We start from the raw sequence: 20,991 nt of genomic DNA, 5'->3' as shown, positions 1-20,991 counted from the left end.
TCGATTGCACTCCTTGTTTGATTTATAATTTTTCTTTTGCTTTAGTTGGAATTTCTGATTTTTTAACTTCTTCGTATGACAGAATTGTGTGAGATTTTTCGCGTACAACTAAGTAATGATTTTGTTTTAATTTTTTGGATGCTGTGTATTCAATTTTTTTAGATTTGCCATCTTTCGTGTAACTAGTTTGATTGTAATGATAGATATAGAAGTCTTTTTCTTTATCAACGACTTCCACTTTAGATGGTTTCTGAGTCTTAACGTAATATTCATATGTTTGGGCTAAAGGATTGAGCTTGTTCCAGTCATTGATTGAGCGATTGTTAGGATGTTGATTGGAATAAGCATTTAATCCAAACAATCCTCCGATAACAATAATTGCAATGACGGCAATTGCAATGAATATATTTCTTAAGGTTTTCAATATCATCACTCCTTGTTTCTATTACACTTATAATTGTAGAAGGGTTGCGTCAGTACTGCCTTTATCTAACCTTACAAAGTCGATGCCATTTCTTACGAATATGAAAGATTGGATTATTTTTTGAAAATGTAAGTAAGAAGGCATTCTTAAATGTGATAACTTGAATAGTAATCTTGTGAGAGGTTTGTTACGATGAAGCTATCAATAAGCACATTGAGGATGATTTTCTTGATGAGCTTAAATTTCAAAACGAAGTAAATTGATTAACGTTACGCTTTTTAAAGATGAGTGAAACGACTTTGCAATATATTTGTGATAAAGTAAGTTGTGTTTATAAAAGATGATAGGCGGGATTTAATTGAAAAAAGAGATAATTGAATGGATTGTAGCCATTGGTGGCGCACTCTTAATTGTAGGTATTGTATTAAAGTTTATTGGAACATCATACACAGTATCAGGTTCATCGATGTATCCAACTTTCCAAGATAGAAATAAAGTGATAGTTAGTAAGATTTCGAAAACATTGAACCACATTGATAATGGTGATGTCGTTGTCTTCCATGAAGATGCACAACGTGATTTTATTAAGCGTGTGATTGGTATGCCAGGTGATAAAGTTGAGTATAAAGGTGATCAATTATATGTTAATGACAAAAAGGTATCAGAGCCTTATTTAGATTATAATAAGAAGCATAAACAAGGTAAGTATTTGACAGGTACATTTAAAACAAGCCAAGTGAACGGTGCAAATGGCAAAAATAAAATCCCTAAAGATAAGTATTTAGTTTTAGGTGATAATAGACAAAATAGTGTAGATAGCCGTTTTGGTGAAGTTGGTTTAGTAGATAAAGACCAACTTGTAGGTAAAGTTGTTTTAAGATATTGGCCATTTAATAAATGGGAAGCTGGTTTTAACCCAGGCACATTTTAGAAAAAACAATTAAATAATTAAAATTTTATTGGCGGTGGAGTCTTAGATTTCATCGTTTTTTTATTTCAGTTTAGTCAAGTCAATATTTATATTATTATATTAAATACGCACATCTAAATAATGCTTTTTAAAATATATAATTATTTTGATAAAAAGTTTAAAATAATATAGAAAGCAACACAAAAAAAATGATATACTTTTTGAAGATTTAAAAAATAATAAAATTGGAGGGATTCCTATGCAATGTCCAAATTGTGGAAATGCTATCGAACCTAACGATTTATTTTGTGGAGAGTGTGGCCATAAAATAGATAGACAGTCTCATACTATTAATTCTGCTGAAAAAGATATCTCTAATGCTGAAGCTAATGGTAGACGACACGATTCAACTGGATCATTAGGTGAAGGTAACGAAACGACATCAAATCAAAGTGATTATTTATCAAGAACAAACGAATCGAAACAGGATAAACATCCTAATGAAGATGGTAAAGTGCGAGATCATCAGCATGTACCTGAACATACTACATCGACACAACAACATCAAATGCATCAACCTCAATCAAATCAGCACCAACAACCTCACAACAATGCATCACATACATATCACAATCAACCACAATACGATCAGTCATATTCAAATCATCAACAACCACAACAAACAAGCCAATTTAGTGACCATGCAAAAGAAGTGACAGAAGAAAGTAAAGGTTTCTTTAAAAGTGCTTTCGCTTCACCTGATCAAGTACTAAAAAGCCAACAAGCATTTAGTTTTAAATTGTTATTTTCTTTAATCATTGTCGGTTTATTAGTCGTAGCACTGTTACTTGCTATTGTAATTCCTTCATCAGTTGGAATGTTTGAAACACCGAAAAGCCAAATTATCTTTTCTGTTGTTTTAGGTATCATTTTATTCCTAGCAGTGATAGTGGGAGCAACATATGGTATTACGCACTTAGTAGTTAGACAGCCAATTACATTTAAAAAAGTATTGTCAGATTTTGTACTTATTAATAGTGTTTCAGTCGCAGTACTATTGATTGCACTTATTTTAATGTTCGCTAATTCTTTTAGCTTTGGTGGCGCATTATTTATACTATCCATTTTATTAATCGTTGTTTCAGGTGTTTACATGATTGCCAAATATAGTGCAAATCATCATACTCGCTTTTCAAGTTTTTACGGTGTGATCATTTACATTATTGTGTTCTTCTTATTTGTGATTATTTTCGGTGAATCTTTATTTAACCAAATCTTTGGAAACTTAATCAGTGAGTTCAATAATCTATTTGATGGGAGTTCGATTTACTAATGAAATATTGTAGTAATTGCGGTCAACCTCTTCGCGAAGGTGTGAAGGTATGTACAAATTGTGGGAAACCCGTTCAGCAATCTAAAACAAATCACTCTAACACACAGCAAGATCATCACAACCAAAGTCGACAAGATAAGCATGAGCAGTATCAATATCAAGGGTATAATAACCATAATCAAAACGGTTATACCGACAGACATGATCAACAACCACGTAAAGGCGATAATAAAAAGACTTGGATTATTATTGCAGTTATAGCTGTATTGCTAATTGCTTTGATTCTTGCATTTTCAGTATTAAAAAATCAATTTTCTCCGGAAAAGCAAGCATCTAATATTGCACAAGCAATCAAGAAAGATGACGAAAAGGCATTAGCCAAAGAAGTTACAACTCAAAATGACCAAAAATTAAGCAAACAAGAAGCACGCGCATATTTAAATTACATCAAAACAGAAGATGACTTAAATAATGTCGGTAGTAACGTAGAACAAAGCGCGAAAGAAATTAAAGATAATCGTTATAATAATTTATCTGTAGATGCTAATGGAAATAGTGTGTTAAATATTTCAAAGGATGGCAAGAAATTCCTATTTTTTGATAATTATTCATTCAATGTTCCACAAAAATCAGTGAGCATTTATCCAAGTAGTAGTGGAGATATTACTTACGAATATAATGATAAAAAGCGTACGACAACGGTTACGGAAAATGACGAAAAAACGTTAGGTACGTTCCCAATCGGTGATTACAATTTAAAAGCAACAAAAGACATCGATGGTAAGAAATTCAAAGGTGCGTTAATGATTAACATGAGTGATGATGCTACTGCTTATGAATCATTTAAACAAAAACGTTTCACAGTCAGCGTTGATGGCGGCTATATGTTAAACAATGTGAAAATATACGCGAATGATAAAGAAATCGGAAGTGAATCATCTTCTGAAACATTTGGACCATATGACCCTGATGAAGAAGTAACCGTTTATGCACAAGGTACTTATGAAGGTAAAACGTTCAAATCAGATTCTGTTAATGTGACTAGTTCTGGGGAAGACGATAATGACGTAACAGATGTCACAGTTACGTTTGATGATGATGAGATTGATAAGTATATCGATGACAAAATGGATGCTGAGTATGATAGTGATAGCGATGATTCTGATTCAAGTTCAGGCGAAGTGACACGTGATAACGTCATTGATAAAGTAGAATCATACGAAGGTCATACGTTAGATACGGATACTTACACATACAAAGAACCAGAAAAAACAGATGATGGTAAATGGGGCTTCTCATTTACTGACAAAGACGGAGATTTAGCCGGATCATATACCGTTGACACTGACGATGGTTATGTAACTGAATACGATGAAGATGGTGAAGAAGTCGGTTCTGGTTATTAATAAATGAATAGTTATTATCATAATGAGGTTGAGCGATTGAATTTAATTGCTCAGCCTTAATTTTTAAGGATTTTTGAAGCATAATAATTTATGAGCTTTTATATTAATTAAATCAATTTATGTTACTATATATTTAATTTACCGAATAATTTGAAAATTTAAACTAGAGGCGATAGATATGATGTTTGGTTATCAAGTGAATGAACATGTGACGTTGAAGATATTAGAAGAACGTGAAGCGGAGCAACTTTTCAAATTAGTTGATGCGAATCGGGATTATTTAGGCGAGTTCTTGCCATTTGTAGAATATACAACGGAAGTTACGCACAGTAAGAAGTTTATTCAGTCGGCACTAGAACAGTTCACTCGTGGTGATGGCTTGAAGTATGACATTTAGAAACCGCACTGATGAGGAGATGGATTTCCATATCCACTTTAGTAGCGGTTTTTCTTTGAGATTTATTAATAATTAAATACATAGGCGGGATAGTTATGATTTTTGGTTATCAAGTAGATAAAGATATTAAATTAAAGATATTAGAAGAACGAGAAGCAGAACAGTTATTTAAATTAGTAGATAGCAATCGTAACTACTTAGCAGAATTTCTACCTTTTGTCGAACATACAAAGAAGGTGGAAGATAGTAAACACTTTATCCATTCAGCGTTGCAACAATTTATCGATGGTAATGGATTTCATTGTGGAATATGGAGTAATAAAGAACTGATTGGGGTCATAGGATTGCACTATTTAGACTTAGTTAATAAAACAACTTCGATTGGTTATTATTTAGCTGAAGACTTTCAAAAGAAAGGTATTATGACTAGATGCACTAAAGCACTTATTCAATATGTATATGAAGAATATGATATTAACCGAATCGAAATACGAATGTCTACTAAAAATAAGAAAAGCCGAGCTATACCAACAAGACTTGGATTCACACAAGAGGGTATATTGAGAAGTGATGAACGTTTACAAGGGGAATTCTCAGATAGTTATGTGTATAGTTTACTCCGGGAAGAATATGATGATTAATTCTATTGTAAATATATATTCAAATTTATTTACAAGATGATTTTATAATAATTTTTTAAGTAATCAATAAACGTATGATATCCACTTATAGATTCATTCCGAATATAATAGAGAATAGAGTTATCTCTTTCTATTTTTAAGCTTATTGTTTAGTAAAACTATATATATAATAAATTAAAAAAACCACTTTCAATTTACGCTCCAGAATAAATTGAAAAGTGGTTAAAATTTTTATGTTAGATTAAGAATATTCCAAGTGTAGGATAACACAATAAAAACTATTGTAAAGATGGAGTCAGTTATGGGGTATAAATTATAATATTACAACATTTAAGTTTAAAAGTGATAATTTCCGGAGAATTTATTACAGAGGTTCAACAGGGTTATCCTATGTTAGTATGATCGATAGATAGTTCATTCAATTTAGCTAATGTAATGAAGACTCACATATATAGTGCATTTAGTACATTAAAAATTGGTATTGATTTATTAAAAAGAATGAAGATATTGAAATTAATTCAATATATGGACACGGAGGTATATTCAAAACCAAAAAAGTTGCTCAAACATTTTTGGCAGCAGCAATGCAAAGTCCCGTTAGTGTTATGCAAACTGCTAGTGAGGGTGGAGCATGGGGGATTGCTGTTTTAGCTAAATATCTTGTAGCAGAAAACTATGTAAATTTATCTAGTTATCTTAATGAAATTGCTTTTAAAGATACTGATTCTATCAAAATTGAACCAAATGAAAAAAGAAATAGAAAGCTTTAATCGTTATATTGAACGTTTTAAAAAAGGTCTTCCTATAGAACGTCTTGCTAACGAACAACTTTAAAGAAATCACAAATAAGCAAAGGGAGAAAGTAAATTATTGTGACTAACGATTTAACTAAACAAAATCGACAATTTTTAGGATTACCTGGGGAATTCTCAGATAGTTTATTGAGAGAAGAATATGAAAATGAAATTTAAAGATGAGAAATTAGTTGAATTTAATAGTATCTTTTAATTATTTACTTATCTACTTGACATAAAGCATTTTAAATGATTGTTTACAAAGATAATCAATAATTAAAATGAAAGAAAATACACTTATATTAAGTTTTTCACTTCTACTCTTATACAATCAATACAAAAGGTTAAAAAATTTAAGTTCAATTTGATTTAAGTCATAGAGCTAGGACTTTCGTAAAAGAAGTTTATATTCAATATAAATTAGGTTACATACACAGTTGGGATAGGAAGAAGAATGCATTTTGAATTCTTTGTCTTATTCTCACATACTTTATACATTTTTTAAGTGTAATCATTTTTAATATAGTTAAAAAGATTAGAACGTAAAACTTTTTTTAAAATAATTTATATAATATAATAATCTCTATCTATTTAAGAGTATTATGTAAACAATATTGATTTTAATTGGAAGAGGGTGAATTGATGACGAGGAAATCTAAGAAACAGTATATTTTAGAATCTGCAGCTAATATAGTAAATAGACAAGGTACTGACTATTTAACATTAGATGCAGTAGCAAAAGAAGCAAGTATAAGCAAGGGTGGTTTGCTTTATCATGTTAAAAATAGAGAAGGTCTAATAAAAGAACTTGTCAATTATGCTAATGAATTATATCGAGAAAATGTAAATAGTCATATTGATAATACACATTGTAAACAAGGACAATGGTTAAATGCGTTTATTGAAGCAACGAAAGAGCATCGTGTTGAAAATGCGCCTATTACTTCTGCAATGCTTGCTGCACAAGGTTCAAATAAAGCGCTACTCTTACCATTAAAATCTTTATATGAAGATTGGCAATCTCAAATTGTTAATGACGGTCTAGATGAAATAGATGCAACAATCATTAGGTTAGCTGTTGACGGTTTATGGTTATCAGAAGTTTTTGGAATAAGTGCAATTGATGAATCAATGCGTGAAAGAGTAATAAATCGGTTAAAAGAAAACGTAGAAGTAGGTATTAATAAAGAAAAAAAATAAATTTTCAGGTTTTAAGCTGTTAGGTGAGATTGAAACTTTTCAGCTTATTTTTTTATGCTACGGTTGAAACTTTACCGACCAGTTGGTATAGTTTGTAACGTATTTAAAGTATAAAGGAGTGCTTATCTTGAAAAAAGTGTTATTAACTGCAGCAATTACAGGCGCTGGAGATACAATTGACAAAAATGAAAATGTTCCAGTAACACCACAAGAACTTGCTGATTCAGCAATTAAGTGTGCAAAAGCTGGAGCAACAGTAGCACATATTCATGTTAGAGACCCTAAAACAGGCGGGGTGAGTCATGATCCAGAACTGTATAGTGAAACTGTAAGACTCATTAGAGAAGCAGAAGAAGATATTATTATTAATGTAACAGCTGGTGGCGGTGGCGACTTTATTCCAAGTCAAGAACACCCAGAAACAGGCGGTGAAGGAACCTGGATTCAAACACCTAAAGAGCGTCACAGACCAGTAGGAGACACATTACCAGAAATGTGTACGCTTGATTGTGGCAGTGTTAATATGGGGGATTCGATATATATTAGTCCCGCTTCATGGCTGAGAGAACAAGCGCAAATGATTAAAGATGCAGGTGTACAACCAGAACTTGAATGTTTTGATACAGGTCATGTCAGTTTTGCAAAGCAACTTGTTAAAGAAGGCTTAGTCGAACAACCTATGTTCCAATTTTGTTTAGGTATACCTTGGGGTGCTGAAAATGATGGTCAAACGTTAGACTATCTTATTTCAAGAATCCCTGAAGATGCACAATGGTCTGCATTCGGTATTGGTAGAATGCAATTACCGACAGTTAGAGAAGTTGCTAAACGCGGTGGAAATATTCGTGTTGGTCTTGAAGATAACTTGTATATTTCAAAAGGTGTTAAAGCAACAAACGAAGCATTAGTTGAAGAAGCTAAGAAAATAATGAAAGAATATGATTTAGTCCCATTAACACCTGCAGAAGCAAGAGAGAAACTTAATCTTAAAAATAATCAAGGAGGTAAATAATGAAGTTCGCAGTAGTTGGAACAGGCGTAATTGGTAGTGGCTGGATAACAAGAATACTCGCTCATGGGCATGAAGTCGTTGCTACAGATCCTAGCGAAGGTGCCTATGAAAGAATGCTAACACAAGTTAAACAAAACTGGCCTTATGCTAAAAAAATGGGGTTAACTAAGAATGCATCACTAGATAATTTAAGCTTTACTACAGATTTGAATGCAGCAGTTAAAGATGCAGACCTTATTCAAGAAAATGTTCCGGAAGTAGAATCTATTAAAGATTCTGTTTTAAAAGAAATTGATTTTTATGCGAAACCGTCTGCTATTATTGGTTCAAGTACATCTGGTATTATACCAACTGAATTGCAAAAAAATTTAAAGAATCCTGAACGTTTAGTAGTAGCACATCCTTTCCATCCAGTATATATCTTACCTCTTGTTGAGATTGTACCAGGTCAAAGTACTTCAAAAGAAACGATTATTAAAGCTGAGGAAATTTATGAGAATATTGGCATGGATGTCCTCCATGTAAGAAATGAAATTGAAGGACATATTGCAGATCGTCTAATGGAGGCATTATGGAGAGAATCTCTACATATTGTTAATGATGGTATTGCGACAACAGAAGAAGTAGATAAAGCATTTACGCATGCAGCTGGTTTACGTTATGCACAATATGGACCATTCATGACATTTCATCTTGCAGGTGGCGAAGGTGGTATGAGACACATGCTTAAACAATTTGGTCCTGCATTGAAAAAACCATGGACTAAGTTAATTGCGCCAGAATTGACAGAGGATCTTTACGAAAAAGTAGTGAGCGGTAGTGAAGCGACATCACAAGGATATACAATGTCAGAACTTGATCAAAAACGTAATGAATTCTTGATTAAAGTAAAACAACTCGCAGAAGAATATTGGCCAGAAGATACAGATTCAATGAAAAAATCTAAAAAACATCAAGTGGTAAATTAATATGTCAGAACATTATATTTACCAAACAAATGTAAAAAAAGAATGGGTTGATTATAACGGACATATGAATGATGCTGAATACAACCGTGTTTTTAGTGATGCAACAGATGCATGGTTAGCATTAATTGGTCTTAATCAAGAAACAATTCAAAGATTGCAGTATACAATTTTCACATTAGAAAATCATATAACATTTTTAAAAGAAATGAAAGAAGACGAAAATATTCAGGTAAAAGTACATCTTTATGATTACGATAGTAAACGTGTACACGTTTATATGGAAATGTTTAATAAGGATGATATATGTAGCGCCATATATGAAGTTATGTTGATGGGAATAGATATAAATACAAATAGATCAGCACCTTTTCCTGAACAAATATTAGAATCTATAGAGTTATATTTTAATACAATCCCTATTAATGAAAGACCTAAACAATTAGGACATCGAATAGGAATTAATAGAAGAAAATAGAGGCTAATTTAGTAGTTAATAATTGAATGATTGAAATATTGAGGACTTAATGTGCCTTGTTTTTACTTAGTAAACTTTGTATAACATACACTTTAAGTCCTCAGTTTGTAATAAATATAAAAAAAGAGAGGACTGGATATATGTTAAGTATTAGAAACTTATCAAAAGTCTATGCAGGTGGGAAAAAAGCAGTAGATAATATGAACATTGATATTGAATCAGGAGATTTTGTTGCTTTCATAGGAACAAGTGGGAGTGGTAAAACAACCGCATTAAGAATGATTAATAGAATGATCGAATCATCAGATGGTGAGATTACAATTAATGGTAAGAATATTAAAGATATCAATGCAGTAGAATTAAGAAGAAATATTGGTTATGTGATTCAACAAATTGGTCTAATGCCTCATATGACAGTTAAAGAAAATATTGTACTTGTACCTAAACTATTAAAATGGTCGCAAGAGAAAAAAGACAGAAAAGCAAAAGAGTTGATTAAACTTGCAGATTTGCCTGAAGAATATTTAGATAGATATCCTTCACAATTATCTGGTGGACAACAACAACGTATTGGTGTAGTACGTGCCTTGGCAGCTGAGCAAGATATTATTTTAATGGATGAGCCATTTGGTGCATTAGATCCAATTACCAGAGACACATTACAAGATTTAGTGAAAAAATTACAAAAACAACTAGGAAAAACATTCATTTTTGTTACACATGATATGGATGAAGCAATTAAATTAGCAGATAAAATTTGTATTATGTCTGAAGGTAAAGTAATTCAATATGATACACCAGATAATATTTTACGTCATCCAGCTAACGATTTTGTTAAAGATTTTATTGGTCAGAATCGTTTGATTCAAGATAGACCAAATGTACGAACAGTAAAAGATGCAATGATTACACCAGTCACTGTACATATTGATGAGTCATTAAATGATGCAGTTAATATTATGAGAAACCGACGAGTAGACACAGTTTTTGTAATTGATAATAAACATCATTTACTTGGATATTTAGATATTGAAGATATTAATCAAGGACTACGTCAAATGAAAGAACTTATTGATACAATGCAGCGAGATATTTATCGCGTTAAAGTTGATAGTAAATTACAAGATACTGTACGTACAATTTTAAAACGTAATGTAAGAAATGTACCCATTGTTGATACAGATGGTAAAACTCTAATCGGATTAGTAACTCGATCTAACTTAGTAGATATCGTATACGATACACTTTGGGGTGAAATTGAAGAAGAAACAATAAATGAAGATGAAGGCATTGTCGAGCCTAAAGAAATAGGGGCGGATAAAGTATGAGTTATTTAATAGACAATGGTGGCATATTAGTTAATAAAACTTTTGAGCATCTGTATATATCAGTAGTAGCGTTATTACTTGCTATGATTGTTGCTATTCCTTTGGGGATTCTACTATCAAAAAGAGAAAAGTTATCGAAGATTTCTTTAACTGTAGCTGGAATCTTACAAACAATTCCAACTTTAGCAATTTTAGCTTTAATGATTCCACTTTTTGGTGTGGGTAAAACAACAGCAATTATTGCATTATTTATTTACGTATTATTACCAATTTTAAATAATACAATTTTAGGTGTCCAAAATATTGATAGCAATGTAAAAGAAGCAGGACGTAGTATGGGTATGACAAATTTTCAATTGATGAAAGATGTCGAATTACCATTAGCTTTACCAATGATTTTAAGTGGTATCCGTTTATCTTCAGTATATGTAATTAGCTGGGCAGCTTTAGCAAGTTATGTTGGTGCTGGAGGACTAGGTGACTTGATTTTCAATGGTTTAGCTTTATATGAGCCAATGATGATTATCGTAGGTACTATTTTAGTAACTGTACTTGCACTAATTGTAGATTTAATTTTAGCTCAAATTGAAAAGTGGATAGTTCCGAAAGGACTTAAAGTTTCCAGATAAACAATAAAGGAGGACATTATGAAATATTATAAAAAATATATTGCAGTTTTTGTACTATGTCTAACTGTGTTGTCTGGATGTAGTTTACCAGGTTTAAAAAATAGTAATTCAGATGACGATGTTAGAATTACATCTTTAGGCACAAGTGAATCTCAAATCATTTCACATATGTTAAGAATTTTAATTGAACATGATACAAATAATAAAATACAACCTACTTTAATTAATAACTTAGGATCAAGTGTTATTCAGCATAATGCTATTACAAGTGATCAAGCAAATATGTCTGGTACACGTTATACAGGTACTGATTTAACAGGGGCATTAGGGGAAGATCCAATTAAAGACCCTAACAAAGCAATGAAGGCAACACAAAAAGGCTTTAAAGATAAATATCATCAAACATTCTTTAATTCATATGGTTTTGCAAATACTTACGCTTTGATGGTAACGAAAGAAACAGCAAAAAAATATCATTTAGAAACAGTCTCTGATTTGAAAAAACATGCAAATAAATTAAGGGTAGGTATGGATAGTTCTTGGGAAAGTCGTAAAGGTGATGGCTATTCGGGATTTAAAAAAGAATATGGTATCGATTTTAAAACAGTAAGACCTATGCAAATTGGCTTGGTTTATGATGCATTACATTCTGGTAATTTAGATGTAGCAGTAGGTTATTCTACTGATGGTCGTATAGCGGCATATGATTTGAAAGTACTTAAAGATGATAAACATTTCTTTCCACCATATGATGCAAGTCCTTTAGCGACTGATCAATTATTAAAAGAAAAACCAGAATTAAAACCAATTATAAAAAAATTGGAAGGTAAAATTTCAACTGAACAAATGCAAGAACTAAACTATCAAGCAGATGGAAAAGGTAAAGAACCAGCAACAGTAGCAGAAGATTTCTTAAAAAAACATAATTACTTTGACGATGAAAATGACTCTAAACAGAAAGGTGTTCAAAACTAATGGAAGGTAATTTATTCGAACAACTAATACATTATTATCAAACAAATTTTGGTTATCTATGGGAGTTATTTATTAATCACTTCTTAATGTCAATATATGGAGTATTATTTGCTGCTATTATCGGTATACCTCTTGGAATACTTATTGCAAGGTTTGGTAAGTTGTCTGGAATTATTATTACATTAGCTAACATTATTCAAACAGTGCCTGTAATTGCTATGTTAGCAATTTTAATGTTAGTAATAGGACTAGGTATTAATACTGTTATTTTCACTGTTTTCTTATATGCACTTCTTCCTATTATAAAAAATACGTATACTGGTATTAATGAAGTGGATATCAATATTAAAGATGCTGGAAAAGGAATGGGAATGACACGTAATCAAGTCTTACGTATGATTGAGTTACCACTTTCTTTATCAGTAATTATTGGAGGCATACGTATTGCACTAGTAGTTGCAATAGGTGTTGTTGCTGTTGGTTCGTTCATTGGAGCGCCTTCACTTGGTGATGTCGTTATTCGTGGTACGAATGCTACTGATGGCACACTATTTATCTTGGCTGGTGCATTACCCATTGTTGTGATAGTAATCCTTATAGATATTATTTTACGTCTAGCAGAGAAAAAATTAGATCCAGCTACACAAACGAATAATTAATAAAGTATTTAAGGAGTAGATAATATGGCTTTAATCCAGATGAATTATTTATCAAAAACGCTTGGAATGCATCAATCTTTAAATGTTATTTTACCTGAAGATGACAGTTATTTTGATTCAGCGAACGAAACAAAAAAACTTAAAACAATGATGTTATTTCATGGACTATCTAGCGACACTCATTCGTATATGAGATATACAAGTATAGAACGCTATGCTAATGAATATCAATTAGCGATTATAATGCCTAATGCAGATCACAGTTTTTATACGAATATGGCTTTTGGACACAGTTATTATGATTACATTTTAGAAGTTTACAATTATGTACACCAGATTTTACCGTTGTCTAAAAAAAGAGAAGATAATTTTATTGCAGGGCATTCAATGGGAGGATATGGAACAATTAAATTTGCATTAACACAAAGTCAGTTGTTTTCTAAAGCTGCTCCTTTATCTGCTGCATTCGACGTTTCTATGCTTAAAAAATACAAATGGTATGATTTTTCACCAGAGTCTATAGTTGGAACGGATAAGGAGATAGTTGGTAGTAATTTTGATCCTTATCATCTCGTTGATAAAGCTATAGAGAAAAATATTGATTTGCCAGAGTTATTAATTATGTGTGGTACAGAAGATGAACTTTATAAAGGTAACTTAGATTTTATTAACTATTTAGATAAAAAAAATGTACAGTATGACTTTATAAAGAGCTCAGGAAAACATGATTATGCATTTTGGGATAAAGCTATTGAAAAAGTAATTAAAATATTTACAAATAATATATAAAATAATAAGACCATTAGTCTAACAATTTTGACTAGTGGTCTTATTATTTTATTCTTATATAGAAAGATTTAATATTGATTATTCATTTACAAGTTAATTTAAAAATCAATATATATATTATTTAGGGCAATGACAACAATTGAGTTTTATCAAAAAAATACCAATTCTTTCAAATAATTCACAAAAAAGTATAGTTTAATTTTACATTATTTCATATTAACGTTTATTTAACTTCATTTCTAATTGATGAATGAGATGAGTAATCAGTTCATTATTAGGAGTTGCGATACCTAATGATTTACCATAGTTCACAATTTGACCATTTAAGTAATCTATTTCAGTTAAACGACCATGATTATAATCTTGATGCATTGAAGGATAGTGTAAACCTTGTGCATGATCAGGATAAGCTGCTTCAATTTTCGAGATTAAGTCGTTAATATGAATATCTACATTTTTAGCATGTGCTACGTCGACAATTTCTTCAATGATTGGGCGTATCATTGCTCTAGAATGATCATAAGCGCCCAATTCACCGATTGTTTTATCTAATATCGTGCACAGTGGATTTAAAACACTGTTAAGCGTGGCTTTAGACCATATTGCTTTAAATACATCATTACTGATAGTGGCATTTAAATGAGCTTGATTTAAGATATCTGCAATTTCTTGAGTACGTGGGTCTTTTTTACCATCAGCACGTTGAAAGTCAATTGAACCTTCACCTTCTAATAGCAATTGACCTGGACCACGTAATCCAGCTGTCCACATTGTTACGGCTAAGAAAATTTGTGATTTTGGAACGAATTGTGATAGACGTTCGTCATGGCCTAAACCATTCATCATACATAAGATGGCAGTATCCTCGCTAATTGCTCCCTGCTCTTTTAAAATTTGCATCATTTGTTCAGATTGCATTGATTTTGTTAAAAGTACGATAATATCATAGGTTTGATTGACCTCTTCAGGGAATGTGGCATGCATTTCAACAGTATAAGTATCATGTTCAGTTTGAACTTCTACTCCTTTTTCATTTATTCGATGAACATGATCTTTCCAGTAATCTATTAATGTAACATCTTGTCCACTTTGTTTTAGGTAAGTACCAATACGACTTCCCATTGCACCCGCCCCAGCAATTGCAATTTTATTAGCCATACTTAACACTCCTTATTTTTCTTGTATTCTATCTATTTCCACTAAAATATGTTAAAAATATAGTCTAAATTACATAGATTTAAGCTACTAATCATTTTCTGATGATTTGTCTTGTGCTTGTTGATCCTCAGAAGACGATGATTCTTCTTGCACATTATCATCATTATGATTAGATTCCGTACCTTCTTTATCTTCCGATGATTGATTTTTGGTGTTTGTTTCTTCTTGATTTTCATTAGTAATTTGATTATTGTCTTCTTGATTTTGACCATACTTTTGTTCTTTAGCTTTATTAAATTGTTTCATTTCTTCATCAGTTGCATTAGTATAACTATCTATGACTTCTCCACGATATTTATTAACCTTAATTGTTTGTGTTAATGCAGGCCCAGCAACTGTTCCGTTTTTAAAATTAACAAAATAAGCTTCATTATTTGTTGCATTTTTATCAATATAAAATCCACTTTGTTCTCGTCCAGAATTTAAATATTTTTTAGCATAAATTTTAGCTACATTTTAATCATCGACTACCATCAATATATAAAACCTGAGACATTTAATAATGTCTCAGGTTTTGTCCTATTTAATTTTAGATTGTTGGTTTGTGTTATTTTTAATATAGTTCTTTTTACGTTGATGATCAGGTTGTAAGGTTAAACCTAAGAATTTTCTTTCTTGATTTGCATCTTTGAAAAATGAAATCATCATTAAAATAACAACAAAACTAAATGGTAATGCTGAAATAATAGCAGCTGATTGCAGAGCATCTAGACCTGTCGATCCACCAGATAGTAAAAGTACGTAGGCAATCGCTGATAACATGACTCCCCAAACAATCTTAACAAAACCGGATGGATTTAAACGTCCAAATGATGTTTGCATACCTAATACAAATGTAGCTGAGTCTGCGGATGTAATAAAGAACGAGCCTACTAAGATAATAGCGATAAACGATAAAATTGTACCCATAGGCATTTCATTGAAAATACCAAATAATTGTGTTTCAGGTGGCATACTAAAGATGTGTTTAGATTGCTTACCAATTTCAATACCAGTAATACCAAAGGCTGTAAACCATAACATACTAATAATTGTAGGAACACCTAATACTGCTATAACGAATTCACGAATCGAACGACCTTTTGAAATACGTGCGATGAAGATACCTACAAATGGTGACCAACTCATCCACCAGCCCCAATAATAAATCGTCCATGACTGTAACCATTCATGTTTTTGTGAGTTAAGTGGAGCAACATCAAAGCTATTAAAAATAAGTGTATTCAAATATTCACCAATTGAGGATGTAAACATATTCATAATTAAAATTGTAGGACCTACAATTAGAATAATAATAAGTAACATCGCAGCTAAAAGCATATTTAAATTACTTAAATACTGAATACCTTTGCTTAAGCCACTCCAAGCACTAAGTAAGAATAAAACTGTAACAATAAGAATAATAATGCCTTGAATAAGCTTATTGTTTGGCACTCCAAATAAATAATTTAAACCACCGTTAATTTGCATGGCGCCAACACCAAGTGACACTGCCACGCCAATAATAGTAGCAAAAACAGCTAGAACATCTATAACAGTACCTAATGGACCTTCTACTTTATTTCCGAAAATAGGACGTAATGTACGAGAAATGAGTCCTAAGTCATTTTTTCTAAACTGTGTATATGCAAGAGCCAAAGCAACAATACCGTAAACTGCCCAAGGATGTAGTCCATAATGTAAGAAACTTGAACGCATAGCTTCAGCTAGAGCAGCTTCTGTTTCTTTACTCGCTGTTGGTGGAGATAGATAATGTGAAATGGGCTCAGAAGATCCATAGAATACAAGTCCAATACCCATACCTGCACTAAATAGCATTGTTAGCCATGAAATAGTATTAAATTCTGGTTTATCATCAGGTTTTCCTAATTTAAGCTTTCCAATTGGATGAAAAATAAGAGTGATACAAAATATCAGAATAATACTAATAAGTAACATATAGTACCAACCGAATGTTTCTGTAATAAAACTTCCGATTGATCCTGAAATTGAACCAAATTGATTAGGGAAGATGGCTCCAATAATTACCAGTAACCCTACAGTAACTGAAGCAAAAATAAATACATTTGAAAACTGTTTAGATTTGTTTTCCATGTATTTAACTCCTTTCAAATTTAATAAAGTAGATGTATAAAAGCTTAACATATATAGTTAAAAAAATAATGAATAAGTTTAAAATTTTACAAACATGTAATAAGTTTATACCTTTGAATTGTGTAATATGTTGCTTTGGTTATAATTTCTTTCATGTTTTAAAAATATAGGAGATTCTAATTATATTTGGATATCAAATTAATGAACTTTTGAAATTAAAAATATTTGAAGAACGAGAAGTGAAGCAGAATAACTATTTAAATTAATAGATAGTAATCGTAAGTATCTATCAGAATTTCTACCTTTTGCTGAATAAATAAAGAAGGTTGAAGATAGTAAATTTTATCTATTCACTATTGCAACAGTTTACACGCGAATAAGAAATGAGGAGTTGTATTTAAAAACCGCACTGATGCGGATATGGATTTCATTGCGGCATATGATGGTATGACAAGGAACTTGTAGGAGTCATCGGCTTGCATTATTTAGATCTTGTTAACAAACGAACGTCTATCGGTTACTATTTGGCAGAGCACTTTCAGAAAAAAGGGATTATGACAGCATGCACAAAGGCGTTGATTCGCTATGTGTACGAAGAATTTGATGTAAATCGTGTGGAAATTCAAATGTCGACGCGCAATCCGAAAAGCAGGGCCATACCTGAGCGACTTGGTTTTACGCAAGAGGGCGTGTTGAGAGATAGTGAACGTCTACGTGGAGCGTTCTCAGATAGTTATGTGTATAGTCTATTAAGAGAAGAATATGGGGATGTTAAAGAAGAGTGGTAAGTAGAAGCTTATAAAAAAACGCTTAACAGTTTGTAGTAATAAACTATGTTAAGCGTTTCATTCTTTATTGTTCTACTATTTGAATTAAATTACCGCAAGTATCGTTGAAAATGGCCATTTTAGCACTACCCATTGTAGTCGGTTCAACGGTAAAGTGAACACCTTTTTGCGTTAATGCATCATAGGTTTGTTGTACATTTTCTACGCCGAACATCGTAATAGGTATGTTGGCTTCGAATAGACGTTGTTGATAATCACTTGCAATAGGGTTGCCATTTGGTTCTAAGATCAATTGAGCACCATCTGGTTGATTCGGAGATACTAAAGTAAGCCATCTAAATCCTTCGCCTACAGGTTCATCTATTTTCTTTTCAAAACCTAAAATGTCTGTATAAAAATTGTAAAGCTTCTTCTTGATTATCTACAAAGATACTATTCGCAATAATATTCATATTTATCCCCTTAAAGTATTTATTATGAAACTTGGATTACTTGGCCTGTTTAAGCACACGAGCCATTTCTTCAATTTTGCCTGCATGTAGTGGGACGTGAATGGCATTTAACACTAATAATTCGTTAAGTGTTTTGCAGCCAGCAATCGGTTGTTCAAGTTCTTGTGATAGTTGTTCATCAGTAAGTTGACGAGCACGATCTGGAATTGTTTTTAAGTCCTCTTTAATCGATTCAATTGATGGTATGTCTTGTTCCTCCCAGTTTTCAGGACTAGAACCATAACCAAATAATTTAGTATACGTTTCAATATCAACGGCATTTTGAGAACCCATTGATAAAGCAGAATCGAAGATAGTTAAAACATGTCCAAATTGCCAATGTAAAGTATTTGGAAAAACATCATTCTCTTTATCTAATACTTTCTCAACGTTCCAATTATCATAAACTGATAATAGATAATTCACACCTGTATCAATAACATCATAAACTGTTTTATCACTCATTTAATCTCCCCCACATTCTTTAAAAATTAACTACTGAATATTTACCCGTTAAACATTCTTGTCAATCTAGTGGTAAGATAGTGTTATTAAAGAAAATGATTAAATGGCAGAGTATTTAATAGATATTTTATTAGAAAAAACATATAAACTTCATACAAGAACTTAATAGGTTAACGAATCTTAGGTATAGTTGAAAAAGGATAATTTTTTAAAATTAAAAAAGCAATTATTAAACTGAAAGTAAGAGGTGAGAAGGGCGTGTATGTCATTCAAGATATTGACCATCGTATTGAAACATGGATAGTGCATATTGCTAAAAAAGTAGATGTGATGTTACAAGATGTGGCTGTTGAAACTAAAAAGCATGACTTAGATTTAGTGACGAATATTGACAAAGAAGTTCAAGCGGATTTCACTCAACTTATTAAAGCAAATTATCCAGAACACCAGATTATGGGTGAGGAAAAAAGTAACAGTGAAGTAGATATGTATCGTGGTTATGCTTGGGCGATAGATCCTATTGATGGAACAACCAATCTTGTTAAGCAAGGTAAGGATTATTGTTTAATTGTAAGTTTATTCTACGATGGCGAGCCTTTACTAGCCTATACATATGAATTTTATCAACAGAAATTATATAAAGCTGTTCAAGGTCAAGGTGTGACGATTAATGGCGTGCCACTTCATGTAGACAAGTATCATCATCTCAACGATGCTTTGATTTCTATTGATCCGAAACGTGCGAGTTCTGAATTACTCAAAGCGTTGATTTCACATGCGCATGGTTTTCGATTTATTGGCGCTGGTGGCATTGGTGCATTGCGTACAATCACTGGTGATTTCGGTGCAAGTATTGATATGGGAGCAAACCTGTGGGATATGAGTGCACAAATATTATATGCGAAAGAGTTGGGGTTAGTTGTAACAGATATTCAAGGCAACTCTATCGATTTAAATCATGTTAAAGGTGCGATTATCGCGCATCCGGATATTCACGAAGACATCATTAATATTATAAAAACGTATCAATAAAATATCCTGCCACATCCCGATACTAGAATGTAATGGGTGATGTGACAGGATTTTATATAATATTAGGAAAGGTTTGGCTTTGATCGCTCGTTATCAAGCCTTCAAGTGTCATTATTTAAGGTTTAATCGCAAATGCACGTACTGGGAACCCAGGTGCGTCTTTCGGTTTCGGACTAATGGCATAAATGACCGCACCACGCGTTGGCAATTGGTCTAAATTCGTTAACAATTCAAGCTGGAACGTATCTTGTCCAAGAATGTAACGTTCTCCAACGATGTCACCATTTTTAACGGTATCTACCGACGCATCTGTGTCGAATGTTTCGTGGCCAATTGATTTTACGCCACGTTCTTCGACTAAGAACTTCAAGGCATCTAAGCCCCAACCCGGTAAATGTTGATTACCATCAGAATCTTTATTTTCAAATTGTTCAATATCTGGCCAACGTTTCGACCAGTCAGTACGTAATGCTACAAACGTGCCTTCTTCAATACATCCGTTTTTAGCTTCCCATTGCTCTAAATGGTCACGTGTGACGATAAAATCAGCATTTTCTGCAGCTTCTTTTGAAAAGTCTAAGACGATAAGAGGCAATACTAACTCTTTCAATTCTAGCTCTTCTAAGTAACGTTTATTCTCTACAAAGTGAATAGGTGCATCGATGTGTGTACCATATTGAGTGACGATATTCCAACGTTGCACGTAAAAGCCGTGCTCTTTGACTGTGAAAAGAGTCGAAACTTCACCTTTTTCAAATTCACTAAATCGAGGTATTTCAGGGTCAAAGGTATGTGTTAAATCAACCCATTCAGCTTCTTTCAGTTGATTTAGTTGATCCCATAATGGATAGTTTGGCATGTTCAATACCTCCAATTGTAATTGTTATTCTATATTGATTTTGGCAGTGGCTGACTGAACTGACTCATCGCTTTAGGAAAAGCTCGCTTCAGTTCTAGTCAGCT

At 32.2% G+C, this 20,991-nt stretch carries 20 protein-coding genes and 4 pseudogenes; 17 read left to right on the top strand and 7 right to left on the bottom strand.

Annotated features, from left to right (window positions below; genetic code table 11):
- Positions 1–22 precede the first annotated feature (22 nt).
- Positions 23–430 (bottom strand): YxeA family protein, encoded by a 408-nt coding sequence (locus HMPREF2737_RS10050; RefSeq protein ID WP_037551834.1) that lies wholly within the window; start codon positions 428–430, stop codon positions 23–25.
- 352 nt (positions 431–782) lie between these two features.
- On the opposite strand from HMPREF2737_RS10050, the gene lepB reads away from it, so the two are divergent.
- From lepB to HMPREF2737_RS09975, 15 genes and pseudogenes are all read left to right on the top strand, one after another.
- Positions 783–1,355 carry a signal peptidase I gene (gene lepB, locus HMPREF2737_RS10045; RefSeq protein ID WP_037551831.1) on the top strand — a complete coding sequence of 191 codons (573 nt, stop codon included), beginning with the start codon at positions 783–785 and terminating at the stop codon, positions 1,353–1,355.
- Positions 1,356–1,593: 238 nt separating this feature from the next.
- The gene (locus HMPREF2737_RS10040; RefSeq protein WP_037551828.1) at positions 1,594–2,667 is read left to right on the top strand and encodes a zinc-ribbon domain-containing protein; all 1,074 of its coding nucleotides are present in this window, start codon (positions 1,594–1,596) and stop codon (positions 2,665–2,667) included.
- Positions 2,667–4,073 carry a zinc ribbon domain-containing protein gene (locus tag HMPREF2737_RS10035; protein WP_037551826.1) on the top strand — a complete coding sequence of 469 codons (1,407 nt, stop codon included), beginning with the start codon at positions 2,667–2,669 and terminating at the stop codon, positions 4,071–4,073. The genes HMPREF2737_RS10040 and HMPREF2737_RS10035 overlap by 1 nt, the downstream gene beginning before the upstream one ends.
- Before the next feature lie 181 nt (positions 4,074–4,254).
- Positions 4,255–4,359: pseudogene (locus tag HMPREF2737_RS12040) on the top strand (RimJ/RimL family protein N-acetyltransferase); the annotation flags it as partial.
- 209 nt (positions 4,360–4,568) lie between these two features.
- A complete protein-coding gene (locus HMPREF2737_RS10025) occupies positions 4,569–5,111 on the top strand; it encodes a GNAT family N-acetyltransferase (RefSeq protein ID WP_119882037.1) in 543 nt (180 codons plus the stop codon).
- 348 nt (positions 5,112–5,459) lie between these two features.
- Positions 5,460–5,945: pseudogene (locus HMPREF2737_RS11360) on the top strand (FGGY-family carbohydrate kinase); the annotation flags it as partial.
- Positions 5,946–6,547: 602 nt separating this feature from the next.
- A complete protein-coding gene (locus HMPREF2737_RS10015) occupies positions 6,548–7,105 on the top strand; it encodes a TetR/AcrR family transcriptional regulator (RefSeq protein WP_016930942.1) in 558 nt (185 codons plus the stop codon).
- A gap of 127 nt (positions 7,106–7,232) precedes the next feature.
- Positions 7,233–8,117: a beta-keto acid cleavage family enzyme gene (locus HMPREF2737_RS10010; protein ID WP_037551819.1), complete on the top strand. Its 885-nt coding sequence runs from the start codon at positions 7,233–7,235 to the stop codon at positions 8,115–8,117.
- Positions 8,117–9,085: a 3-hydroxyacyl-CoA dehydrogenase NAD-binding domain-containing protein gene (locus tag HMPREF2737_RS10005; RefSeq protein WP_037551817.1), complete on the top strand. Its 969-nt coding sequence runs from the start codon at positions 8,117–8,119 to the stop codon at positions 9,083–9,085. The genes HMPREF2737_RS10010 and HMPREF2737_RS10005 overlap by 1 nt, the downstream gene beginning before the upstream one ends.
- Position 9,086: 1 nt before the next feature.
- A complete protein-coding gene (locus tag HMPREF2737_RS10000; protein WP_016930945.1) occupies positions 9,087–9,560 on the top strand; it encodes a thioesterase family protein in 474 nt (157 codons plus the stop codon).
- A 140-nt stretch (positions 9,561–9,700) separates the two neighbouring features.
- Positions 9,701–10,888 carry a betaine/proline/choline family ABC transporter ATP-binding protein gene (locus HMPREF2737_RS09995; RefSeq protein ID WP_016930946.1) on the top strand — a complete coding sequence of 396 codons (1,188 nt, stop codon included), beginning with the start codon at positions 9,701–9,703 and terminating at the stop codon, positions 10,886–10,888.
- Complete coding sequence (locus tag HMPREF2737_RS09990; RefSeq protein WP_037551815.1) at positions 10,885–11,517, top strand: ABC transporter permease; 633 nt, start codon at positions 10,885–10,887, stop codon at positions 11,515–11,517. The genes HMPREF2737_RS09995 and HMPREF2737_RS09990 overlap by 4 nt, the downstream gene beginning before the upstream one ends.
- A gap of 18 nt (positions 11,518–11,535) precedes the next feature.
- On the top strand, positions 11,536–12,492 hold the full coding sequence (locus HMPREF2737_RS09985) for an osmoprotectant ABC transporter substrate-binding protein (protein ID WP_002502246.1): 957 nt from the start codon (positions 11,536–11,538) through the stop codon (positions 12,490–12,492).
- Positions 12,492–13,151 carry an ABC transporter permease gene (locus HMPREF2737_RS09980; protein ID WP_016930948.1) on the top strand — a complete coding sequence of 220 codons (660 nt, stop codon included), beginning with the start codon at positions 12,492–12,494 and terminating at the stop codon, positions 13,149–13,151. The genes HMPREF2737_RS09985 and HMPREF2737_RS09980 overlap by 1 nt, the downstream gene beginning before the upstream one ends.
- Before the next feature lie 24 nt (positions 13,152–13,175).
- Positions 13,176–13,940 (top strand): alpha/beta hydrolase, encoded by a 765-nt coding sequence (locus HMPREF2737_RS09975; protein WP_002502244.1) that lies wholly within the window; start codon positions 13,176–13,178, stop codon positions 13,938–13,940.
- A 216-nt stretch (positions 13,941–14,156) separates the two neighbouring features.
- Here the strand turns inward: HMPREF2737_RS09975 and HMPREF2737_RS09970 are convergent, their stop codons facing one another.
- The 3 genes from HMPREF2737_RS09970 to HMPREF2737_RS09960 form a co-directional block, all read right to left on the bottom strand.
- Entirely contained in the window at positions 14,157–15,098 is a 942-nt protein-coding gene (locus HMPREF2737_RS09970) for a ketopantoate reductase family protein (RefSeq protein WP_016930949.1), read from the bottom strand.
- An 87-nt stretch (positions 15,099–15,185) separates the two neighbouring features.
- Positions 15,186–15,404 carry a hypothetical protein gene (locus tag HMPREF2737_RS11915; protein WP_229664821.1) on the bottom strand — a complete coding sequence of 73 codons (219 nt, stop codon included), beginning with the start codon at positions 15,402–15,404 and terminating at the stop codon, positions 15,186–15,188.
- Positions 15,405–15,677: 273 nt separating this feature from the next.
- Positions 15,678–17,252 (bottom strand): BCCT family transporter, encoded by a 1,575-nt coding sequence (locus tag HMPREF2737_RS09960; protein ID WP_037551813.1) that lies wholly within the window; start codon positions 17,250–17,252, stop codon positions 15,678–15,680.
- Between the two features lie 182 nt (positions 17,253–17,434).
- Here HMPREF2737_RS09960 and HMPREF2737_RS11640 point away from each other — a divergent pair.
- Positions 17,435–18,040, top strand: a pseudogene (locus tag HMPREF2737_RS11640) (GNAT family N-acetyltransferase).
- A 64-nt stretch (positions 18,041–18,104) separates the two neighbouring features.
- Here the strand turns inward: HMPREF2737_RS11640 and HMPREF2737_RS09950 are convergent.
- Positions 18,105–18,492, bottom strand: a pseudogene (locus tag HMPREF2737_RS09950) (VOC family protein).
- Between the two features lie 36 nt (positions 18,493–18,528).
- A complete protein-coding gene (locus tag HMPREF2737_RS09945; RefSeq protein ID WP_037551811.1) occupies positions 18,529–18,996 on the bottom strand; it encodes a bacillithiol transferase BstA in 468 nt (155 codons plus the stop codon).
- Positions 18,997–19,254: 258 nt separating this feature from the next.
- Here HMPREF2737_RS09945 and HMPREF2737_RS09940 point away from each other — a divergent pair, with 258 nt between their 5' ends.
- Positions 19,255–20,028, top strand: coding sequence for an inositol monophosphatase family protein (locus HMPREF2737_RS09940; protein WP_037551809.1), 774 nt, complete (start codon positions 19,255–19,257; stop codon positions 20,026–20,028).
- Positions 20,029–20,143: 115 nt separating this feature from the next.
- Here HMPREF2737_RS09940 and HMPREF2737_RS09935 read toward each other — a convergent pair whose 3' ends face one another.
- Entirely contained in the window at positions 20,144–20,887 is a 744-nt protein-coding gene (locus tag HMPREF2737_RS09935) for a cyclase family protein (RefSeq protein WP_037551807.1), read from the bottom strand.
- Positions 20,888–20,991 lie beyond the last annotated feature (104 nt).

It is taken from the genome of Staphylococcus sp. HMSC069D12, from assembly GCF_001810405.1.
GTDB lineage: Bacteria > Bacillota > Bacilli > Staphylococcales > Staphylococcaceae > Staphylococcus > Staphylococcus haemolyticus.
This window is presented reverse-complemented; position numbering and strand designations above follow the sequence as displayed.